The sequence below is a fragment of the Herpetosiphon sp. genome (assembly GCF_003512625.1).
Lineage (GTDB): Bacteria > Chloroflexota > Chloroflexia > Chloroflexales > Herpetosiphonaceae > Herpetosiphon > Herpetosiphon aurantiacus.
The window spans coordinates 49,905-69,616 of record NZ_DOPT01000018.1; the positions used below are offsets into that span (position 1 = coordinate 49,905).

Annotated in this window: 20 protein-coding genes; 7 read left to right on the forward strand and 13 right to left on the reverse strand. The window is 49.0% G+C overall.

The features are described 5' to 3' along the window. The first annotated feature begins 112 nt into the window (after positions 1 to 112). On the forward strand, positions 113 to 2,008 hold the full coding sequence (locus DEF47_RS03925) for a PAS domain-containing sensor histidine kinase (RefSeq protein ID WP_012188697.1): 1,896 nt from the start codon (positions 113 to 115) through the stop codon (positions 2,006 to 2,008). A 275-nt stretch (positions 2,009 to 2,283) separates the two neighbouring features. Beyond that, entirely contained in the window at positions 2,284 to 3,705 is a 1,422-nt protein-coding gene (locus DEF47_RS03930; RefSeq protein ID WP_012188696.1) for a glutamine synthetase family protein, read from the forward strand. A 188-nt stretch (positions 3,706 to 3,893) separates the two neighbouring features. Here the strand turns inward: DEF47_RS03930 and DEF47_RS03935 are convergent, their stop codons facing one another. Together DEF47_RS03935 and DEF47_RS03940 are read right to left on the reverse strand one after the other, a co-directional pair. Continuing rightward, positions 3,894 to 4,715, reverse strand: a complete 822-nt coding sequence (locus DEF47_RS03935; RefSeq protein WP_012188695.1) for an expansin EXLX1 family cellulose-binding protein — start codon at positions 4,713 to 4,715, stop codon at positions 3,894 to 3,896. 130 nt (positions 4,716 to 4,845) lie between these two features. Further along, complete coding sequence (locus tag DEF47_RS03940) at positions 4,846 to 6,033, reverse strand: MFS transporter (RefSeq protein WP_012188694.1); 1,188 nt, start codon at positions 6,031 to 6,033, stop codon at positions 4,846 to 4,848. 398 nt (positions 6,034 to 6,431) lie between these two features. Here DEF47_RS03940 and DEF47_RS03945 point away from each other — a divergent pair, with 398 nt between their 5' ends. Further along, positions 6,432 to 7,502, forward strand: coding sequence for a DNA/RNA non-specific endonuclease (locus DEF47_RS03945; protein WP_012188693.1), 1,071 nt, complete (start codon positions 6,432 to 6,434; stop codon positions 7,500 to 7,502). 62 nt (positions 7,503 to 7,564) lie between these two features. Here the strand turns inward: DEF47_RS03945 and DEF47_RS03950 are convergent, their stop codons facing one another. Further along, entirely contained in the window at positions 7,565 to 8,446 is an 882-nt protein-coding gene (locus DEF47_RS03950) for a roadblock/LC7 domain-containing protein (protein WP_012188692.1), read from the reverse strand. Between the two features lie 305 nt (positions 8,447 to 8,751). Here DEF47_RS03950 and DEF47_RS03955 point away from each other — a divergent pair, with 305 nt between their 5' ends. Next, a complete protein-coding gene (locus DEF47_RS03955; protein WP_012188691.1) occupies positions 8,752 to 10,500 on the forward strand; it encodes a tetratricopeptide repeat-containing diguanylate cyclase in 1,749 nt (582 codons plus the stop codon). Between the two features lie 244 nt (positions 10,501 to 10,744). Here DEF47_RS03955 and lspA read toward each other — a convergent pair whose 3' ends face one another. Genes lspA through DEF47_RS03990 form a run of 7 tightly spaced genes read right to left on the reverse strand, consistent with a single transcriptional unit; the run spans position 10,745 to position 15,344 of the window. Then, positions 10,745 to 11,245, reverse strand: coding sequence for a signal peptidase II (gene lspA, locus DEF47_RS03960; RefSeq protein ID WP_012188690.1), 501 nt, complete (start codon positions 11,243 to 11,245; stop codon positions 10,745 to 10,747). Then, positions 11,242 to 11,994, reverse strand: coding sequence for a type I methionyl aminopeptidase (gene map / locus DEF47_RS03965; protein ID WP_012188689.1), 753 nt, complete (start codon positions 11,992 to 11,994; stop codon positions 11,242 to 11,244). The genes lspA and map (DEF47_RS03965) overlap by 4 nt, the downstream gene beginning before the upstream one ends. Before the next feature lie 3 nt (positions 11,995 to 11,997). Beyond that, positions 11,998 to 12,747: a type I methionyl aminopeptidase gene (map, locus tag DEF47_RS03970; RefSeq protein ID WP_012188688.1), complete on the reverse strand. Its 750-nt coding sequence runs from the start codon at positions 12,745 to 12,747 to the stop codon at positions 11,998 to 12,000. A 4-nt stretch (positions 12,748 to 12,751) separates the two neighbouring features. Then, positions 12,752 to 13,414 (reverse strand): phosphorylase family protein, encoded by a 663-nt coding sequence (locus tag DEF47_RS03975; protein ID WP_012188687.1) that lies wholly within the window; start codon positions 13,412 to 13,414, stop codon positions 12,752 to 12,754. Next, positions 13,411 to 14,172 carry an MTAP family purine nucleoside phosphorylase gene (locus DEF47_RS03980; RefSeq protein ID WP_012188686.1) on the reverse strand — a complete coding sequence of 254 codons (762 nt, stop codon included), beginning with the start codon at positions 14,170 to 14,172 and terminating at the stop codon, positions 13,411 to 13,413. Before DEF47_RS03980 ends, DEF47_RS03975 begins: the two co-directional genes overlap by 4 nt. After that, positions 14,169 to 14,657, reverse strand: a complete 489-nt coding sequence (locus DEF47_RS03985) for a hypothetical protein (RefSeq protein ID WP_012188685.1) — start codon at positions 14,655 to 14,657, stop codon at positions 14,169 to 14,171. The genes DEF47_RS03980 and DEF47_RS03985 overlap by 4 nt, the downstream gene beginning before the upstream one ends. Before the next feature lie 9 nt (positions 14,658 to 14,666). After that, entirely contained in the window at positions 14,667 to 15,344 is a 678-nt protein-coding gene (locus DEF47_RS03990; RefSeq protein WP_012188684.1) for a maleylpyruvate isomerase family mycothiol-dependent enzyme, read from the reverse strand. A 144-nt stretch (positions 15,345 to 15,488) separates the two neighbouring features. Here DEF47_RS03990 and DEF47_RS25260 point away from each other — a divergent pair, with 144 nt between their 5' ends. The 3 genes from DEF47_RS25260 (at position 15,489) to DEF47_RS04005 (ending at position 17,345) form a co-directional block, all read left to right on the forward strand. After that, entirely contained in the window at positions 15,489 to 15,911 is a 423-nt protein-coding gene (locus DEF47_RS25260; RefSeq protein WP_287044976.1) for a hypothetical protein, read from the forward strand. After that, positions 15,832 to 16,482, forward strand: coding sequence for a DNA methyltransferase (locus DEF47_RS25265; protein ID WP_287044977.1), 651 nt, complete (start codon positions 15,832 to 15,834; stop codon positions 16,480 to 16,482). The genes DEF47_RS25260 and DEF47_RS25265 overlap by 80 nt, the downstream gene beginning before the upstream one ends. Before the next feature lie 95 nt (positions 16,483 to 16,577). Next, positions 16,578 to 17,345 (forward strand): transposase, encoded by a 768-nt coding sequence (locus DEF47_RS04005; RefSeq protein ID WP_012188682.1) that lies wholly within the window; start codon positions 16,578 to 16,580, stop codon positions 17,343 to 17,345. Here DEF47_RS04005 and DEF47_RS04010 read toward each other — a convergent pair. From DEF47_RS04010 to DEF47_RS04020, 3 genes are all read right to left on the reverse strand, one after another. Further along, positions 17,322 to 17,768 (reverse strand): hypothetical protein, encoded by a 447-nt coding sequence (locus tag DEF47_RS04010; RefSeq protein ID WP_012188681.1) that lies wholly within the window; start codon positions 17,766 to 17,768, stop codon positions 17,322 to 17,324. The two genes, DEF47_RS04005 and DEF47_RS04010, sit on opposite strands and share 24 nt — an antisense overlap. A 12-nt stretch (positions 17,769 to 17,780) precedes the next feature. Continuing rightward, entirely contained in the window at positions 17,781 to 18,263 is a 483-nt protein-coding gene (locus tag DEF47_RS04015; protein ID WP_012188680.1) for a tetratricopeptide repeat protein, read from the reverse strand. 196 nt (positions 18,264 to 18,459) lie between these two features. Beyond that, positions 18,460 to 19,650 carry an Rv3626c family coenzyme F420 biosynthesis-associated protein gene (locus tag DEF47_RS04020; protein WP_012188679.1) on the reverse strand — a complete coding sequence of 397 codons (1,191 nt, stop codon included), beginning with the start codon at positions 19,648 to 19,650 and terminating at the stop codon, positions 18,460 to 18,462. Between the last annotated feature and the right edge of the window lie 62 nt (positions 19,651 to 19,712).

Genomic DNA, 19,712 nt, shown 5'->3' on the forward strand with positions numbered 1-19,712 from the left:
GTGTACCGCTAAATTGGCTTAAAAAGCCGCTAAAACTACTTGGATCGTGGGCTTTCTCATACTACAATACAGCATAGACCTTAGGCTTGAAACTTGTGTTGTGAGGATCGTTATGCCTCGGAAATTGAAATGGCCACTCGCTGGAGCATGGCAACGCCGCTTGATTAAAGCAACTCGCCGTAAAGATGTAACGCTTGAGCAATTTCCGGTTGGCTTGGTTTGGTTTCAAGGCTCACAGGTTTTTTTTAATCAAGCGGTCACGGCGATGATTGGCTATAGCAATGCGGAAATTGCGACAACTGAGCAATGGTTTAGCACCTTGTATGGCCCTGAAGCCGCCAGCATGCGCCAATTGTATGCAACAACCTCGGCAGCGACCTTAGGCCAGACAATCCATGGCTTTGTCGTGAATCGCCAGAACCAAAGTTGCCTTTTAGAATGTACGTTGGCTTCCCATGGCCATCGTCAGGTTTGGTTGGTACGCGATATTACCGAGAGCAATCGGCTTGAGCGCTTGCTGTTGCAAACTGAACAAACCGCCCGCGTCGGCGGCTGGGAGATCGATTTGCGCACCAACCAAGTATTTTGGACGCGCGAAATGTACCATATTTTGGATACCACAGCACACGAATACACGCCCACGATTGAGAATCAGAATTTTTTCCATACCAATGCCACGTTAATCCAACTTGAGGCAATTTTTCGCCAAATGATCGAGCAGCGTGGCTCGTTTGATATGAGTGTGGAAATGCGGACGTTTCGGGGGCGTTCGTTCTGGGGTCGTTTTACTGGGCGAGTTGAGCTAGAGTTTGGCCAGCCAATCAAAATTTATGGCTCGTTGCAAGATGTAACTGAGCACCATCAATTAACTGAGGCCTTGCGGGTGGCCGAGCACGACTATCGCACAATTTTTGAAACCACCAAAATTGGCATCTTTCGCATTACTCCCGATGGACGGGTGTTACGGGCTAATCCGGCGTTGGTGCGCTTGGCGGGCTTTGCCCATGAACATGAATTGGTCGATTATGTGGCCGATTTAACCACGATGTATGTTGAGCCGCAGCGCTTTGAATACTTGCGTGAGCTGCTGCAAACCAATGGCTCGTATGATGAAATTGAATCGGAAGTTTATCGGCCTGCCACTGGCGAACGGATTTGGATCAGCGAGACCTCGCGTTTGGTGTATGCTGAGGATGGCTCGATGCTCTACGCCGAAGGCACGATTCAAGAAATTACGGCACGCAAACAGGTCGAAGAGGCGTTGCGCCATGCCCGTGATGCTGCCGAAGCCGCCAATCATGCCAAAAGCACTTTTTTGGCCAATATGAGCCACGAGCTGCGCACGCCACTGAATGCAATTATTGGCTATAGCGAATTGCTGATGGACGATACTGATTTTGATGATCCGACGATGGTTGAGCAGTTTCGCCATGATATTGCGCAAATTAATGATGCAGGTCATCAATTGCTCAATTTGGTCAACGATGTGCTTGATTTGGCCAAAGTTGAGGCTGGCAAATATCAAGTTGCTGCTGAAACCTTCGATCTCAACAGCCTTGTACGTGATTTGATTGCCACAATTAACCCAATGGCTCAGAAAAATGCCAATAGCCTTTACTTTGAGCCAAACAAACATCTGCCGTTAATTCATACTGATCGCTCGATGTTGCGCCAGATTTTGCTGAATTTATTGAGTAATGCCGCCAAATTTACCAAAGCAGGCAGCATCAACATCAGCGTCAGCTTTGATCCAGCCAGCCAACATGTGCAATGTCGGGTGCGCGATACTGGCATTGGTATGAACGATGAGCAAATGCAGCGTTTGTTTGAGCCATTTACCCAAGGTGATGCCTCGACGACGCGGCGCTATGGTGGCACTGGCTTGGGCTTGGCGCTTTGTCGCCATTTTATCGAACTATTGAATGGCTCAATTCAAGTTGAAAGTGTCTTTGGCCAAGGCTCGATCTTTACCATTGTCTTTCCATGCTTGGTTGAGGCAATTGATTAGGCAGATTGCTACATACTTTGGGAATTTAAGCATGCTGGCTGAGGCCGCTAGCGGCAAGCAATTTAACAACCTTTTGTGCACTTTGTACAAATAGCGTGATTTAAAGTTTGGATAGAATACACAAGTTCTGGTGTGGTGGGATTGCGTATAATGCGACCTGTTGAATGGATCGCGCGTTCCTTGGCAATATCCCAAAACTTTCCCAAGCACAATACTAAACCACCATGCTCGCGGGACACCGAGTATGGCTTTGTTAGTACAAAGGATGACACACCATGACACTTCGCGATTTTCTCGAAATTCCCTACGAAGAGTTGGAAGAACTGAACCTGGCTGCTAAAGCCCAACGGGTTGGCCGCACGCCATTGGACAAGTTGCAAGAAGAGCGCATGCGTTATTTGAATGACGAAAAGCGCATCAAGGCCGTGACCGTCTGTTTCACCGACCTTGAAGGCCGCTTGCATATGCTCGATTACGACAAGAAATTCTTGTTGAAATCAGCTGATAACTTGACCTTTGATGGCTCGTCGATCCGTGGCTTCTCACAACAATCAGAATCCGACTTGCGCTTGGGCATCGATTGGGGTGCATTCTATTGGTTGCCAGCCGATATCTTTGGGCCTGGTAAAGTCTTGGTGTTCGGCCAAGTGTTGGAACGCGATGGTTCGGCCTATCCTGCCGACTTCCGCTCACGCTTGCAAGCCTACACCGCTGAATTATTTGCCAAACAAGGGATTGTTTGTAACGTTGCTAACGAAATTGAAGGCTTCTTGTTCAAGGGCCGCAACGCCGAGCAACACTATCGCGATACTGGTCACTTCGATTTTGTGAGCACTGGCGGCTATTACAACTCATTGCCAGGCGATCCACTGCGCTTGTTCATCGATGCTGCTGCTGAAGCACAACGCGCAATGGGCTTTGCCAATGAAAAAGATCACCCAGAAGTTGCGCCTTCACAGTTCGAAATGAACTACTCCTACACCGAAGCTTCGGTCGCAGCCGACCAAGTGTTGCTGTATAAATTGATTTGTCGCCAATTGGCCTACAAACTCGATTTGACCGCCAGCTTCTTGCCCAAGCCAGTGACTGGTGTCAATGGTAGCGGGATGCACACCAACATGTCGTTGGCCAAGGGCGATACCAACTTGTTCTATGATGCTAACGGCGAAGAAGGCCTCTCAGAATATGGCTGGAGCTATGTTGATCGCATCTTGACCAGTGGCTTGGATCTGTGTTTGTTGCTGAATTCCAGCGTCAACTCATATCGCCGCCTCGACCCACACTACGAAGCGCCAAACCAAATCAAGGCTTCGGCGATCGACCGTGGTTCGATGGTGCGGATTCCATTGGGCAACGCTCGTTCAGCACGGATCGAAGTGCGCTCGATTGCTCCAGATGCCAACCCACACATGGCGATTTACTCGATCTTGAAAGTTGGTTTGGAAGGGCCAAAGGCCGATACTTCAGTTCGCAAGGGCGCAAAAGTATTGCCAGACAACATCTACGATGCAATTGATGCCTTCCAAGCAAGCGAAATTATCGCTTCAGTCTTGGGCGAAGAAATTCAATCCAAGTATGCTGAATTGAAAATTGCCTCGGCTGATCGCTGTCCACATCGCTTGGGCACGTTGATCAAGCGCTCGGAAGTTCAATTCCACCACGAAGTGACCAACCAATTCCTCTGGAGCAAGTTCTAATTCTTGGTTCGAGGTTAAGTCAACGCCCAGGGCAATTGCTCTGGGCGTTGCTGTTTTTAGGCTTTTCATGCCCTCACCCCCTAGTCCCCTCTCCCGCCGAGCAGGCGAGGGGGAAACCTTCGATCATGATCATTGGATCTCCCCTCGCCCGCCGCAGTGGGCGAGGGGTCGGGGGTAAGGGCACTTATCTATTTACGAGTATAAGGCAGCCAAACATGTTCAGTTAGGCTTTCGGGTGGGATGGTTGGCCGTGGCGTTGGGCTGGGGGTTGGGGTGGCCGAGCCAGGCGGAGCCATATAGGGAAATTGCTGAGTCCCAGTGCGAATTACATCATCACCAAGCACAATATTTTCATCAACAATCATATTGCCATACACATCGGTGGTGCGAAAGCTGTAGGGGCCAGTACCCATGCCAGCCTCGGCAATAAAATAATTGAAAATAAAGCGTGGAGCAACTTTATACGCCGCCTGACCCATGCGATATTCAAATTTGGCAATCGCATTACGATGATTGCGGGGCTGCACCGCCGTCCACCATTGACTGCTACCATCTTTAAAATGATAACTGACCTTGCCTGTGGTCGCTGGATTGCTGATTAATTGCCAAGTAATTGGCACAATGCCCGTAACTCGATTAGCGATGCGATCGAAGGCTTGCGGGCTGAGGTCGATATGCCCAGTTTGGCATTCAGGGCAGCGGTCGGTAATTTGAACTGTGACCGATCCTAATGGCCCTGTAATTTTAACGAACGCGCCACAATAATCAGCGGTGGCATAATCGGGGTTATTCATAGCTCCAAATAGCAAATCGCTGGGCACAGGAATACTACAATTGCCCAAACCAGTGGCGGTGTAATAGGTAGCTTGGCCTTGGCGAATTGCCCATGGATTGGTGATTGTGGCCGGATTTTGGGCAAAGCTCTGTTGCTGCCAAGCATAACTCCCAAATATCACCATGAACAAACTTACAAACAATAGCCAACGTACAGCATGAGTGCGAACAAGCATACAACCTACCTTTAACTAATAATTAATAGTTGCCACTCTACGCAATGCGGTGGTTGCTGTCAAGTTTGGTTAACATCAAAACAGCACCACCCGTTGATGGGTGGTGCTGCGAGTAAATCACATAGCGAATTTAGGCGTTGGTTTGCGCGATTGGTTTGAACCAATTCAGTTTTAAGCCTAGCCAAACGACCAAGGTTGCCAAGCCAATGCACAAGCCTGATGCAATAAAGACCAATTGTGGCCCTGATATATCGAACATATAGCCACCCGCTTGGGTAGCCAACAACGGCGACAAACCACCAGCAATCGCACTGATCAAGCCTTGCGCGGTTGCCAGCAAGGTGGTTGGAATGCGCTCGGTAATTAGGCGAATGATCGCCACCGAGTACAAGCCAAATCCACAAGCCCGAAACATGCCAATTGGAATTAACATCCAAGCTTCGCTCACCATGCCGCTGCCAATAAACCCTAGCCCAAGAATCAAGGTTGAAACGGCTAGTGTTTTAGCTGTGCCAAAGCGAGCGATCACCCGATCGGCGTTGAGCATCACTGGCACTTCGGTACTGGCGATGACACATGGCAAAACCCCCAGCATGATGGTGCTCCCACTGATCCGTTGAATCAGGTTGCCATCGAACATTGAAACCATGCTAAAGGCAGCCCCAACCAAACTAGTGATCACGACAATTGCGATAAAAGCGGCATCACGGGGCGCTTTCGCCGATTTGGCAGCAGTTTTGCGCAATTCAGGCGTATGATCAAGGCTATTGGCTACGATCGCGACCAAGCCAGTCATCAAGCCAGTCAATATAAACATGGTTGGATAGCCCGTTTTGGCCCACCAAATACCACCTAATAATGAGGTGACGGCATAGCCAACTGAACCCCAGAGCCGCAATTTGCCATAGGCCAGTTGATGACGCACGGCCATGCCTGCGATCATGCTATCAGCCAATGGCGCAATTGGCCCGCGTACCACTGCCAAAACGACCATCACTGGCAAGATTGTAAAGAAGGTTGTTGGAAATGCCAAGGCAATTTGGCTTAACCCCGTTAAGGCCAACATGCTTAGGAGTAACTGCACATGCCAGCCACGTCGATCGGCTGTTGCACCCACCAATGGGTTGAACAACAGCACTGCTAGCGGGCTAATTGCCCCAAACATGGCTATTTGTTGCCCACTTAAGCCAAGGTTGGTGAAATATACATTAATGAATGGAATATACATCCCAACGCTTGACCAAAAACATAAATAGTACAAACTACCCCGAACCCCGGGACGTGCATTCGACCGCCAGAGCGCCAAACGGCTGCCCATACGCTGACTCCTCATAGATTCCAACAATATGCCAACGAGTGAAAGGAAGCCATGCTGGGTATTTTGCGCATACAACAAAGCTGGCGAGTGCTACGCCTGCCTCGCCAGCTTCATTGCCGCGGTTCTGCATCTGTAGATTGCAAAAAAACGAGCGCTTTCTAGAGCGGCTCGTTCTTGCAAAGCATGGGTCTTACTTCACTTCTGTAACGATACAGCTAATTTCTGAAATTGCAAGTATGATCATATGATAACGTTCGAGTAGTCCCTCATCCCCCACGCAGGTGAGGGGATAGGCAAGCGGGATTTTGCTGAGGCCGCATTGTTGATTAACGCCTAGACAGCTATGGTACAGTATGCAAGCTATCATCATACTTTCATTGCGAAAGGACATTGCTGTCATGACTGGTCTGCGTCGGCTTCTTGGTTTACTCGTTTTAGGATTGTTGGCGCTAGGCCTGCGTCAACCGACTACTCAAGCGGCTCCCAACGATAGTTTACACCTCACGCTGGGCAACCCTAGCAATGCTGTAGCTGATCCTTTAGTGCCAAATAATTATTTAATTGAACGTACCCAGTATGCCTTGGCCTATCAGCGCGATGCGGGAATTCCAGCATGGGTCAGTTGGCATTTGGAAGTGCAAGATTTGGGCAGCACTTCGCGCGGCGATTTTGCGGTTGATACCAGCTTGCCCAGTGGTTGGTATCGTGTCGCGACCAGCGACTATAGCGGTAGCGGCTATGATCGTGGTCATATGACCCCATCGGGCGATCGCACCAGTTCGCGGGCAGCCAACGATCAAACCTTCATTATGTCGAATATTATTCCTCAAGCGCCCGACAACAACCAAGGCCCATGGAACGATTTGGAAAACGATAGTCGTACCTGGGCACGCGCTGGCAATGAGTTATACATTATTAGTGGTGGCTATGGTACGAAAGGCACGATTGCTAGTGGTCGGGTGTTAATTCCTGCGGTAACGTGGAAGGTGATTGTGGTGCTGCCAGTGGGGAATGATGATGCCAATCGTGTGGCCGCCAATACCCGCGTGATCGGGATTTGGATGCCAAATGATCAAGGAATTCGGAGTAATGCTTGGGAGCAATATCGGGTCAGCGTCGATTATATTGAAAGTATGACTGGCTACGATTTTCTCTCGAATGTACCAACTGCGATTCAAGCGATTGTCGAGGCGCAGGTTGATGGTTCGCCGGTAGTAACCGTCACGCCTGGAACGGTTTCGCCAACTGCGACGCGCACGCCAACCGCGACTCCAACTGCTACCCGTACCGCTACCCCTACAGCAACGACTAGCGCAACCGCTACGCCAAGCAATACGCTTACCCCAACTGCGACAGTAACCACAATTCCTAGCGTAACCCCATCGATCACGGCCAGTGCTACGCCTTCAGTCAGCGCAACTGTGGTTATTCCTCAATATTATTCGTTTTTGCCCTACGTCACTCAATAACTAAAAAAATGCCGCATCCTGCTAGCGATACTCCTAGCAGGATGCGCTTGTCGAGCGGTTCATCAGGCAGCCAATAACTCAGTTAAAGGCTGCTCGATTTCAGCAAGATTGAGCCAATAGAGGCCAAGATTGGCGTGTGGATTCAGCAGCGTAATTAAAATATGGTTGTGAATTGGCCGAATCAGACACAAGCCTTGCTCCGTCCGAATAATGCTTTCTTCGGTTTGTCCTAGGGCGGCACTAGCCGCAACTTTATCGGCAATCCGCAGCCATGGGCTACCGATTGCGGCAAGTTGCTCGGCATTAATCGCTTGGGGCAAGGTTGAAACCAGCAGATCGCCATTAACAGCGATTAATGCTGCGCCAATCAGATCGGTGCTATGGTGGGCTAATTGCTCAAATAGCGCTTGCACTTTAGCTGATTGATCAAAGTGATTGGGAGTAATATATTCTTTTTGGATAGAGCTAGCGGTGGGAAGTGTACCACCCAAGGCGGTCATGATCCGTTGGATTGATTCTGGTTTATTCATGTTGTAACTGTCTACTATGTGATGGCTTGAATGATCTAAGGCGTTGCGGAGATGGTCGGGTAAGTTGGATTGCTGTGATACAAGCAAAACGACAGGGCCAGTGATCCAGGGCTGGATTTGGTCGGCCAATGTGAGCATAGCTGCATTATCGTTGATTGAATCGATTAACACAATACAGCTAGTTACGGTTTGCGCGAGGTCATGCAACACAGGGCTAGCACTCGCGGGGATGCCATACCAGACTGAACGCTGTTCGGCGTAGTCTAAATGGCCTATATCCATGGCGATGCATTGCGAGCTTGGCATGCTCGAAAGCTCTAGCTCATGGCTGCTCCAGGTGTCACAGATTTGCTGAATAAACTGGGTTTTTGGTGCTGCTTCAGCACCAACGACTAAGATTCGCTGAGTTGTCATGGCTACGATGCTCCTGTATGATCGTTGGTGTTGAGCCTAAACTGCATTTAGTATGCAGCTAAAAAGAGCGTTTGTAGACAGTCTATATCAATTTCCTAACAAAATTGCTTACGTAAGCAAACTAATCACCTACGTTGCAAAAAATCTACCCTAAGCGGTAGATTTCACCAAATATGGGTTGCACCATATAGGGGATGGCACAAAGATTATGCTTATGTTAAAGTTTTGTTATTGATTATAGGTTGATTGCTGAATCGCAATTTTAGCTATCTATAGAGCAAGAAGCTTGCCAACGAAAGTTTACTATGGTAGTAACACTCCAAATCCAAGACGCATTAAAACAATCGACAAATCCTGCCCATACGATCGATTTATTGAATGTATGGGCCGCAAATTTACGCCACACCGATTTAGCGCAAGCTTGGAAATTAAATTATCAAGCCGAACATCATGCTCGTAATGGCATGTTTGCCCATACTCCTTATTATCAAGGTTTAGTTGAATGTTGGTATTGGCGCGGCAAATTTTATAGCGTGCATAAAAAATATGCTGATGCACTTGGTTGTTTTTATAAAGCAATCGAATATTGTGATTATGTTGATGATGCATTACTTAGCTTTGAGAATCAGGCTGCTTGCTATTATCAAGATGCGCCCGATCAGTTTATTGAAAATTGGGTTGATAAATTAGCATTGCATAATATTCTTGGCGTAACCTTAGCCTTGCAGTCGCAGCTTGATGCAGCTCTGGAGCATTATCTGATTGCTGAAGAAATTGCAATTATGCACCAAAATGAATGGATGCAAACAATTCTCAATAGCAATATTGCCTATTTATATCGTGTGCTTGAGCAACCAATCGAGGCCGAAAATTATTTGCAACGGGCTTTTCAGCGCTTACCCGAAGCTTTAGAAACTCAAGCCCAAAAACGTTTGTATGCCACGATGCTAGATAATACCTGTTGGGTTGCGCTTGAACATGGTCAATTGTACGATGCTTTAATCTATGCCAATGCCAGCTTGGAATTGTATCAAGCTCTGAATTGGTCGCAGGGCATTGTCGAGGTTTTGAATATTCTAGGGGTGGTTTATCAGCGATTTGATCAAGCTGAACGGGCCATGGCCGAGTTTGAAGCCAGTTTTGAGTTAGCTCAACGCCTTGGCTTTCAAGAAGATATGATTTTTTCCTTGATCCAGCGTGGTATGCTAGTAGCAACCCAACCGGATTACACCCAAGCCCTAACCTTGATTCACGCTGGTTTGGCCTTGGCCTTGGATACCGATGATCTTAGCCAACAAGCCTTGGCTCATAAAGCCCTAGCCGATGTGTACGAACAAACCAACGCTTGTGCCGAGGCCTTGTACCACTTCAAACACTACCATCAGATTCGCGAAAACCTGTTTAACGAGCGCTCAGATCAACGGTTACGGCTATTGCAAGTGACACATCAAGTACTTCAGGCTCAACATCAAGTACGGTTTTATTATCAAAAAACACAGGAATTGGTGGCTGAGATGCAAGAACGTGATCGCCAACGAATTGAATTGGAACGATTAGCAACGATCGATAGCTTAACTGGCTTATACAATCGTCGCCATTTTTTGGGCTTGGCTCAAAGCTTGTTGGAGCAGGCTTGGCAGGCTGGCAATGCTTTGGCCATTTTGCTGTTTGATATTGATCATTTTAAGCAAATTAACGATCGCCATGGCCATCATATTGGCGATCAAATGTTGCAATTGGTGGCCACGACGGCCCAAGCAGCCTTGCGCCAATCTGATTTGCTTGGGCGTTATGGCGGTGAGGAATTTGTGGTGATGCTGACGCGGGTGAGTAATGCCGAGGCGCTGTTGGTGGCCGAACGCTTGCGCAGCGCGATCGAACAGCTAATATTAACCGACAACCAGCAATCGGTTACGACTTCGATTAGCGTTGGTTTGACGCTGAGCTACCCGCATGCTGAAATCCCCTTGGAGCGCTTGATTCAACAAGCCGACCATGCGCTCTACCAAGCCAAAGCCGCTGGCCGCAACAATGTGCAAATCTATTCAGCCTAAATTGATTGCGCTCACCCTCTAGTCTATAAGGGTAGTGTATTGTTCACCACCCTTCCGTCCCGCCTCAAGGCGGGAGACGCAGGGGGCTTTAATCCCCCTGCACCCCCTAAATGACAATTTAGGGTTTAGGTGCATTCACTAATGAACCAGCGTATTGGTGGTTCTCAATTGAGACCTACCCTATTATGAAGACTGGAACACCCCTCGATCGCCGCAGTGGGCGAGGGGTTGAGGTGAGGGTCATCTAGGCAGTTTGTTCGCTGCGCCGTTTGGCCGCATCTTCGCGCCAGAGGGTGATAAACAAGCCCACTGCGCCAAACGAAATCGCCATATCGGCAATATTAAACACTTGGAAAATTGGCAGCGGAATCAAATGAATCATATCGACCACAAAGCCATAGATAAAGCGATCGATAACGTTGCCCAATCCGCCAGCAATAATCGCTGCCACCGAAATTTGACCAAGCAAACCCGCCTCGCCAAACCATGTGCGTGAACGAATCAACATAAAAGCAATTACGCCCAGCGCCATAATGCCAAGCAGCAGCGAGTTATTTTGCAAAAAGCCAAACGCCACGCCGCGATTTTCAACATAGACCAGCCGTAAAATGCCAGGAATTGGCTCATGGCCTGGATTGCCCAAGGGCGTAAGCGTGTCGAGCGCCCACCATTTGACCCAGCGATCAAGCGCCAAAATCGCCAAAACCATTATTCCAAGGCTTAGATAGCGTTTGGTTAATTTCATAATTTGGTTAAAATTTCCGGATCACCAGTGGTGATCGCTAGTTGATGTTCAAATTGAGCCGAACGAGAGCCATCGGCGGTTTTGGCAGTCCAGCCATCGCGTAGCAAGCGAGTGCGGGCCGAGCCGATGTTGACAATTGGTTCGATTGTGAGCGTCATGCCTGCTCGCAGTTTTAGCCCTTTGCCCCATTCGCCAAAATTAAAAACATCAGGTGGCGTTTCATGCATTTTGCGGCCAATACCATGGCCCGTGTATTCGCGCACCACCGAAAACCCTTGGCTTTCGGTGTATTCTTGCATTGCTGCGCCAATATCGCCGATGGTTTTGCCGGCGCGGGCTTGGGCGATCCCACGCCACATCGCTTCCTCAGTTACCTTCATCAACTTGGCGCTTTGCGAATCGAGCTTGCCTACCGCGTAGGTTACACACGAATCGCCATGCCAGCCATCTAAACATGCTCCAATATCGATTGAAACAATATCACCATTGCTCAGCCGCGATTTATCAGGAATGCCATGACATACTACATCGTTGACCGAGATACAGGTTGAGGCTGGAAAACCGCCATGGCCTTTGAATGATGGGGTTGCGCCATGATCACGCAAAAATTGCTCGACCCGCTGATCAAGCTCCAGTAAGACTGCTCCAGCCACCACATATTCGCGCAACATCGCATGGGCTTTGGCAACCAATTGGCCAGCTTTGCGCATTTCATTAATTTGCGATTGATTGTAGATTCTGATTGCCATTGTTTAAAGCACCGTTAAAATATCTGGTTCACCATCGGTGACCGCTAGTTGATGTTCAAATTGAGCTGAGCGTGAGCCATCGACCGTTTTAACCGTCCAGCCATCTTTGAGCAAGCGCGTGGCATAGCTACCAACATTGACCATTGGCTCGATTGTGAAGGTCATGCCAGCGCGTAAGCGCAAGCCTTTGCCCCACTCGCCATAATGCAAAACGGTTGGTGCTTCGTGCATGTTGCGGCCAATCCCATGGCCTGTGTATTCACGCACAACGGAGAAGCCTTGACTTTCGGTATATTCTTGGATGGCCGCGCCGATATCGCCAAGCGTATTGCCAGCCCGCGCTTGGGCGATGCCCCGCCACATGGCTTCTTTGGTGACATCCATCAATTTTTGGCTTTGCGCGTCGATCGTGCCAACCGGATAGGTCACGCATGAATCGCCATGCCAGCCATCGAGAAACGCGCCAATATCGATTGCCACCAAATCGCCATCTTTTAAGCGCGATTTATCCGGGATGCCATGGCAAATCACATCATTAATTGAAATACAGGTTGACGCTGGAAAGCCTTTATAATTTTTAAACGATGGGGTTGCGCCATGTTCACGCAGATATTCCTCGACCAATTGATCGAGATCAAGCAAAACTGCGCCAGGAACAACATATTCGCGCAGCATGGCATGGGTTTGGGCAACCAAACGGCCTGCATTGCGCATTTTTTCGATTTGTGTGCTGTTGCGTAAAACGAGTGTCATGTGTTTATTCCCCAATCCATGTACGCCAATCGTCGCCAACCAAGCCACGATCCCGCGCAGATTGCATGGTCTGGCGGCAGGCACAGGTTGGTGCTGTGGGCAAATGTTGTGCAACGCTTGCAATTAATGTATTGCCAAGTTTACTGGCGGCTGTGCCGACAATTCCGACAACAGCGTAACATAATTCTAATTCTTTCGCGAGGTAGGCCGCTGGTGCTGCGCTGCGACTCAGGCCATGGGCTTGCCAAGTTTGGGCAGCCTCAAGCGTGGTGTCGGCCTCGCCAACCGCCAGTGTACCACGACTAAACACCCGTTGGCTGATGCTTTGGGCGGCGGTTAATAAACTAGCTCGCAAATCGGGACACCAAACCGAGTTCTGGCCAATAAAGCCATAGCCGCGATTGCGAAAGAAGGTCGATGACCGTTGCTGGGTCAAATCCACCAGTTGGTCTGGAATTAAGATATCATCAGGTTGCAGCAAGCCATCGCACGGCAGCATGCTGACCGCTTCGATGATCCAAGTGACCCCTTGGGATTTAGCGGCATAAATTGCGGCATGCGGATTTGGTTCATCAAGCAGAATTGCCAAGGAGCCGCCAGCGCTGCTTTTGGTGGCAAACATCGCCAGCCCAAACGGGGTATTGAGTGAGGTTATGGTAAAGCTCATTGGGTGCTCACCTCGTTAGTTGCCAACAATTGCTCGGCAGTCGCTAGCACAATTTGCAGACAAGTTTGGGCGACTTCGACTCCAAAGAAACGTGGTGCGCCAGTGCTTGGTTCCACGCCAGTGGCAAAATTGGTCACATAGGCCAACGAGGCAAATTTAATGCCTAATTCGTAGGCCAATAATACTTCTGGCACCAGCGTCATGCCCACCACATCGGCTCCAAAATTGGCCCAAGCCCGAATTTCGGCGGCGGTTTCGAGGCGTGGCCCTTCTGAACAGGCATAGGTGCCACAATCGAAGCTGCGGGCTTGATAGCGTCGCGCCTGCTGGTAAAGCACGCTGGCGCTGGCTGGATCAAACACCCGCTGAGCAATCTGCCAAGCACTGGCGTTGGGCAGATCGCCAGCAAAATTGATCGGGCGGGTTTTGGTGCCATTCAGCACATGGTTGAGCACGACCAAATCGTGTACTTGCAATAATTGATTGATTGCCCCGACCCCGTTCCAGCTAAGAATGTTTTGGTAGCCCAGCTCTTTGGCGGCCCAAATATTAGCGCGACTATTGACGAAGGGCGGCGAAACATCCAAACGGCCCCAACCGTGGCGCGAAGCAAGGCCAATTTTGCCAGCAAAACGCTCTGGTTGATAGATCGAGCCAGCTGTGCCGTAGGGCGTTTCAATCGTTTGGTAATTGCCAGCTCCCAGCGTGGCCTCAAGCTCAAGAAAATAAGTTCCTGTGCCACCGAGCAATAAAATCATGCGCCCCCCAAATACATCAAATCATCGTCATCATCATGCTCATTGCTCGGCGCTGATTCATCCAAAAATTCAGCATCAGCATACTCAATTAGATGGCCAGTAAATTGGCCATTCAAGGCGAAGACTAAGCCAATACAACCAAAACTGATTGCATGCGGCAGAATCGTCAAGAAATCAATCCCGCTGCTTTGGCCTGTCCAACGAGCATGGACTTGAATCACGATGATTAAAAATTGGGTGGCTAGCAACGCAGCGATAGCGCTGGGTGGGGCGCTAGGCAGACCATCCCAAGCGTCTCGACCAGCTTCAAGTGCTCGCCATGCAATAAAACCAGACATAATTAATAAAAACCAACCAGTCCAGCCATCTTCGGTAAAGAGGAAGCGTAGCAGGCCACACCAAACTACAAAAAATGCGCCAAATACCAAGCCGAGCACCAACATCAATCCAGTTACAATTATATGGGCGGCCTTGCGCTGTTGCATGCTGCTCTCCTATAACGCCATCACAGCTTCGCGTAAGGCCTGAACTAAATGTGGATCGCCCTCGATGCTGACATTAGCGGCACTTTTGCGACCAAATAAATACAGCAAAATCTCACCTGGCTCACCAATTAATTTAACCGCTGCATCAGCGAGGTTAGCTTGGCGTGGAAATCCAGTGCCAACCTGAAAGGCCAAGGACTTGCCATTGGGCCGGACTAGCGCAATAATTCCAGGCGTTTTGAACGAGCGCAACATCATTCGCGCATTGATATGGAGCAATTTCCAAATTAAATCTTGGACTGCTGGCGGCGAGACGCGGGGTTTATTCAAGCCAGCACGGCGTAAATCTTCGTTATGTACCCACTGCTCAACAAAATTAGCCAAGGCTGCGCCAGGTAAGCGAAACGCTAATGGCGGGCCATTGCGCAGTTTTTGCAATAAGGCAAACCGACCTTGCTTCAAGGCCTGTTGCATCAAGTCGTCGGGGTGCAAACCGAGCTTGCCTTTGGTTGATTCGGCGAAGATAAAGCGGATAGGTTGAGTTTCACGGGCGACCATATGCGCCACCAAATGCGTGACAGTCCAGCCTTCGCAAAGCGTCGTGGCCTGCCATTGTTCTTCAGTTAACGATTCAAGTAATGCCACGGCATCAGCGCGTTCTTGTTTAAGCAATTGCGAAGCATTCATGGCAACTCCAAGCACTAAAATTCTCAAGATATTGTATCATGCTTCACATTGTGGCGATGGCTAGAGGTTGATCTGCCAATGGGTAGTATTCCAATTTGCTAGTGCTCTATGCTATACTACATTTGTGCTAAATCGGAGTGAATTATGCCATCAAAACGCCAATCGCTATCAGGATTGAGCCAATCCAAGCCTGTGCTTTCTCATGCTGCTCCAAGCACAGTTGGCCGCAAAAAAAACTTTGAGTTAACTATTGCCCCAGCCCAAACGCTTTGGCACAATGAAACCATTAACTTGCATTATGGTGATAGTCTGAACCTGTATCAAGCGTGGGATGCACCAACGGTGATCATTTCTGATGGTGCTTATGGAGTATTGGGCTTCGATGGCGATCCCACCAATCATCAAGATTTACCCGATTGGTACGAACCACATATCCAAGCTTGGACAGAGCGAGCATTGCTATGGACAACACTATGGTTTTGGAATAGTGAAACTTGGTTGGGCTGCGGTGCATCCAGTTTTGGAGCGTTATGGCTGGCGCTATGTGGGCACAAATATTTGGGATAAAGGCAAAGCTCATATTGCTGGTAATGTAAATACCAAGCAATTACGCCAATTTCCGGTTGTTACCGAACTATGTGTTCAGTATATTTTTGAGCCAAAGATTAACGGATTAAGCTTAAAACAATGGTTGCTTTACGAGTGGCGGCGCACAGGTTTAGCATTGCGTGAAGCCAATCGAGCCTGTGATGTAGCCGATGCTGCTACACGTAAATACCTTAATCAAGGGCATTTGTGGTATTTTCCGCCGCCTGAACGCTTTGAGTTATTGGTGGATTATGCCAATAGCCATGGCGTTGTCACAGGTCGGCCCTATTTTTCAATCGATGGCAGTCGGCCTGCAACAGCTGCAGAATGGGCTACTATGCGGGCAAAATTTTACTGCCCATATGGCTTTACCAACGTTTGGCAGCGCGATGCTTTACGCAATGCTGAACGAATTAAGACACCTCAAGGCAAGGTAATTCATCTTAATCAAAAGCCGCTCGATTTGATGGAACGGATTATTGCCGCTAGTAGTGATCCTGATGATGTAATTTGGGAGCCATTTGGTGGGTTATTTAACCACTGTTGCTAGTTAAACGACGATTCTTTGTGTACCTGAACAGACTTGCTTAACGCACGCATGTCCTCGATGATGGATTTGCTACAACCCCATCAGGAGGACATGCCATGCGTACCGATGAGATTATCATCCGCTTATTTTGTATTGTCGATGATCGGCTCGGTGCTGTCAAAAAGCATCCGCTCGCCAACCTGCACCCCAGTGAAGTCGTCACCATCGGGTTGTTGTTGGCGCTCAAAGGGCGCAGGTATCGATCGTTTTATCGGTGGTTATCCGCAAATTATCGCCATCTGTTCCCGGCATTGCCAGAACAATCGCGGCGCTATCGGGTGCTGGTTAAGGCCCACGGCTATACCGACCTATTTTTGGCCGATCCCACGATCCTCGGCATCATCGACTCATTTGGCATCGAACTGGTGCATCCCAGGCGCGAAGGGCGCAGTGCTGCGCCGCTGGGCAAGAAAGGCATCTCGAATCACCGCTGGATCGTGGGTATTAAGCTGGCGTGGCTGATTAATCAGCGCGGCGAGGTCGTCGAATGGTCGTGGATGCCAGCCAATGTCAGTGATCAGGAATTTCGCGATGTGGTAGCGTGGCAGGAGGGCCAAACCATCGCCCTCGGTGATCGTGGGTTTCGGGTACGCGCTGATGAGGATGATGGCGTGCCGATCAAAATTTGTGCCCGTGGGGATTGGAACTGCCGCTTTTTGATCGAAACGACCTTCAGTTTATTGGAACGCGTGTTTCAGATCAAGCAACTCACGCATCGGACGGATCGGGGCATTGATCTGCGCTTAGGCTTTGTTGCGGCATGCTTTAATTGTTTGTTACAGCTCACGCATGGCAAACTATCATTCCTTGATTTTGTGATTTGAACTAGCAACAGTGGTTACATATTCAGGAACCCAAGCGATGAGCACCATATAGATATTTTGATTATCAAAATGGTTTACGCTATCCTTAAATCGTACTGTGATTTCGGTAGCTAGCGGAAACCACGCTTTGATTTCAAAACCTGGACTAGGCTTAATTAGACCTTGAAAAATTGCATCGGGAAACCCTGGATCTTGGCGAACCCAAGCCCCAAGGTCTTTAAATTGATTGTTTTTATTGAGTAGTTCAACAATATTGAATTCAATCAAATTCCCAATTAATGGAGATAGTTTTGAAATAATTTTAAGTAGGTTCAGTGCAGCAGCGGTAGAAATTGGCTTGCTCAGTTGAAGCACATCAAATGTATGGCCAATCATTTGATTAAGTTGGATAATCGCTTGTTTGAGAATTGTATTAGTATCCATATATTCTCTCAATTAAAAGAATCGAATGTAGCTAACCAATAAAAGCACACCTTCCACAACCCGCGATTGCTCGCTAGCAGTTTCAGGTAAACCGCGCAGCACCACGATTGCAATAACCAAGAGAACTAATAAGACTAGGCCAATTGAAATAATCGAAATTGGTGGCATGGTGGCTGAAGTCGGTGTTTGTGGCGCAATTATTGGTTGTGGTTGGCGCAGTTTTAGGGGCGTTGGCGGTTGGGCGGCTTGAGTTACAGTAGTTGGTTGATCGAGGGCGGCGAGGCGTTTTTGGGCGGTTTGGTTTTGTGGTTCTAGCGTCAAAACCCGCTGTAAACATTCGCGCTGGCGTTCAGGCTCGTGCACTACTTCGCTGAGCATCAGCCATGCTAAAACATTCAGCGGTTCTTGTTGAATGACCTGAGCTAGATGACCACGGGCACGGCTGAGATCGCCGCTGAGTAAGGCTGCTTGGGCTTGATTGATTAATTCGTTCATGGAATTGCACCTATTTGGTTAAAAGAGCAGCAGTATTTTAACCAAAAACCAAGGTTCCATGTTGGTTCTAGGCTCCCCTCACCCCGACCCCTCTCCCACTGCGGTGAGCGAGGGGAGTTTCAATGGTCATGATCTGGGGGTTCCCCCTCGCTCGCTCGGCGGGAGAGGGGGCTAGGGGGTGAGGGCCGTGTATTATTTATGCGCCAACGCGGGCGATCCATAGTTGTGGGTTGCGAATTTCTTCGAGGGTTGGCAACATTGCTGGGCCTTCCCAAACACGGGCAGCTAATTCCTTGCCACCATGATCAGCAATTGCATTAACGAAGCGTTCGCCTTGTTCGTATTGCTGCATTTTGAGGCTCATACCTGTGATACGATTGAACAATTCATCGAAGATCGAGCGTTTTTCTTTGCGATCGCTCATGCGAGCTTCGATCTGCTCGAAGTTTGGCAGAATTTCGCGGCCAACCGCATTCATAATGTGGTTGCTATAGCCTTCGACCAACGACATCAAGGCTTGGAGTTCGCTAAATACTTGGCGTTGGGTTGGAGTCAACAGCTGCTCCATCCAATGGCCATCGTTGGGGGTTTTGCTATTGTTGAAAATGCGGTTGATGAAGTTGCCAACGCCATTGCGCAGCGCATCGAGTTGGCCGCCAAGCTCGTTGAAATAGCGCTGAATTAAGTTGCTGAAATGGTCGCGCACCCAGCCATAGGCTTCAAACTCATAGGCATGGGTGGTTTCATGCAGCGTAATCCACAAGCGGAAGTCATGATCATCAACGCCCAAACCTTGTTGCACGCGGGCAATATTTGGCTCAACAAAATAGAGCATACCTGGCTCAGCTTGCGGCGAAAGCAAACTGAGATCGTATTGACCTAGGACTTTTCGCGCTAAAACCCCAACCATTGCCCCAACTTGTGCGCCGACAAATGCCCGATTGATCGCATTGACTGATGGATTACGGCCTGCATTTTGAGCTGCTTGGCGATAAAGTTGCTCAATTGGCTCAAACAAGCGCTCAAATGAACGCAAATTGGCATCGATCCACTCTTTGCGATCAACGACTTTGACCCGCGAGAGCGTTTCGGGCAGCTTGACGTTCAAATAATCGTCGATTAAGGGCTGGCTGCGCTCAACCATTTGATCGTATTCGGCTTGGCGCTCAGCCCGATTGATCACGGGATGCTCTTGCCATTGCGAGACTCGCAGGGCAATCATGCGGGCAACCGACCAATCGATCAGTTTTTGTGGGGTTGTATAATCGTAGATTTTTTGGCCTTGTTGGCGGGTTTTATTGGCGAGATAGCGTGCGCCAGCGCCTGCGGCGGCACTGATCAATAGCACACTCCCAAGTTGCTTAATTGATAAACGTTTTGTCCTCACGTTTCGACATCCTTTCCGCTGGCACAAACGCCATTCACTTCAGCATAACACGAGCATTTGGG

Coding starts and splice junctions, on each gene's coding strand:
- DEF47_RS04015 (WP_012188680.1), bottom strand. CDS start 18,263: ATGAACGAATTAATCAATCAAGCCCAAGCAGCCTTACTCAGCGGCGAT.
- DEF47_RS03990 (WP_012188684.1), bottom strand. CDS start 15,344: ATGAATGCTTCGCAATTGCTTAAACAAGAACGCGCTGATGCCGTGGCA.
- DEF47_RS04005 (WP_012188682.1), top strand. CDS start 16,578: ATGCGTACCGATGAGATTATCATCCGCTTATTTTGTATTGTCGATGAT.
- DEF47_RS04010 (WP_012188681.1), bottom strand. CDS start 17,768: ATGGATACTAATACAATTCTCAAACAAGCGATTATCCAACTTAATCAA.
- DEF47_RS03955 (WP_012188691.1), top strand. CDS start 8,752: ATGGTAGTAACACTCCAAATCCAAGACGCATTAAAACAATCGACAAAT.
- DEF47_RS03930 (WP_012188696.1), top strand. CDS start 2,284: ATGACACTTCGCGATTTTCTCGAAATTCCCTACGAAGAGTTGGAAGAA.
- DEF47_RS03980 (WP_012188686.1), bottom strand. CDS start 14,172: ATGATTTTATTGCTCGGTGGCACAGGAACTTATTTTCTTGAGCTTGAG.
- DEF47_RS03975 (WP_012188687.1), bottom strand. CDS start 13,414: ATGAGCTTTACCATAACCTCACTCAATACCCCGTTTGGGCTGGCGATG.
- DEF47_RS03940 (WP_012188694.1), bottom strand. CDS start 6,033: ATGGGCAGCCGTTTGGCGCTCTGGCGGTCGAATGCACGTCCCGGGGTT.
- DEF47_RS25260 (WP_287044976.1), top strand. CDS start 15,489: ATGCCATCAAAACGCCAATCGCTATCAGGATTGAGCCAATCCAAGCCT.
- DEF47_RS03985 (WP_012188685.1), bottom strand. CDS start 14,657: ATGCAACAGCGCAAGGCCGCCCATATAATTGTAACTGGATTGATGTTG.
- DEF47_RS03935 (WP_012188695.1), bottom strand. CDS start 4,715: ATGCTTGTTCGCACTCATGCTGTACGTTGGCTATTGTTTGTAAGTTTG.
- map (WP_012188689.1), bottom strand. CDS start 11,994: ATGGCAATCAGAATCTACAATCAATCGCAAATTAATGAAATGCGCAAA.
- DEF47_RS03945 (WP_012188693.1), top strand. CDS start 6,432: ATGACTGGTCTGCGTCGGCTTCTTGGTTTACTCGTTTTAGGATTGTTG.
- DEF47_RS03925 (WP_012188697.1), top strand. CDS start 113: ATGCCTCGGAAATTGAAATGGCCACTCGCTGGAGCATGGCAACGCCGC.
- map (WP_012188688.1), bottom strand. CDS start 12,747: ATGACACTCGTTTTACGCAACAGCACACAAATCGAAAAAATGCGCAAT.
- lspA (WP_012188690.1), bottom strand. CDS start 11,245: ATGAAATTAACCAAACGCTATCTAAGCCTTGGAATAATGGTTTTGGCG.
- DEF47_RS03950 (WP_012188692.1), bottom strand. CDS start 8,446: ATGACAACTCAGCGAATCTTAGTCGTTGGTGCTGAAGCAGCACCAAAA.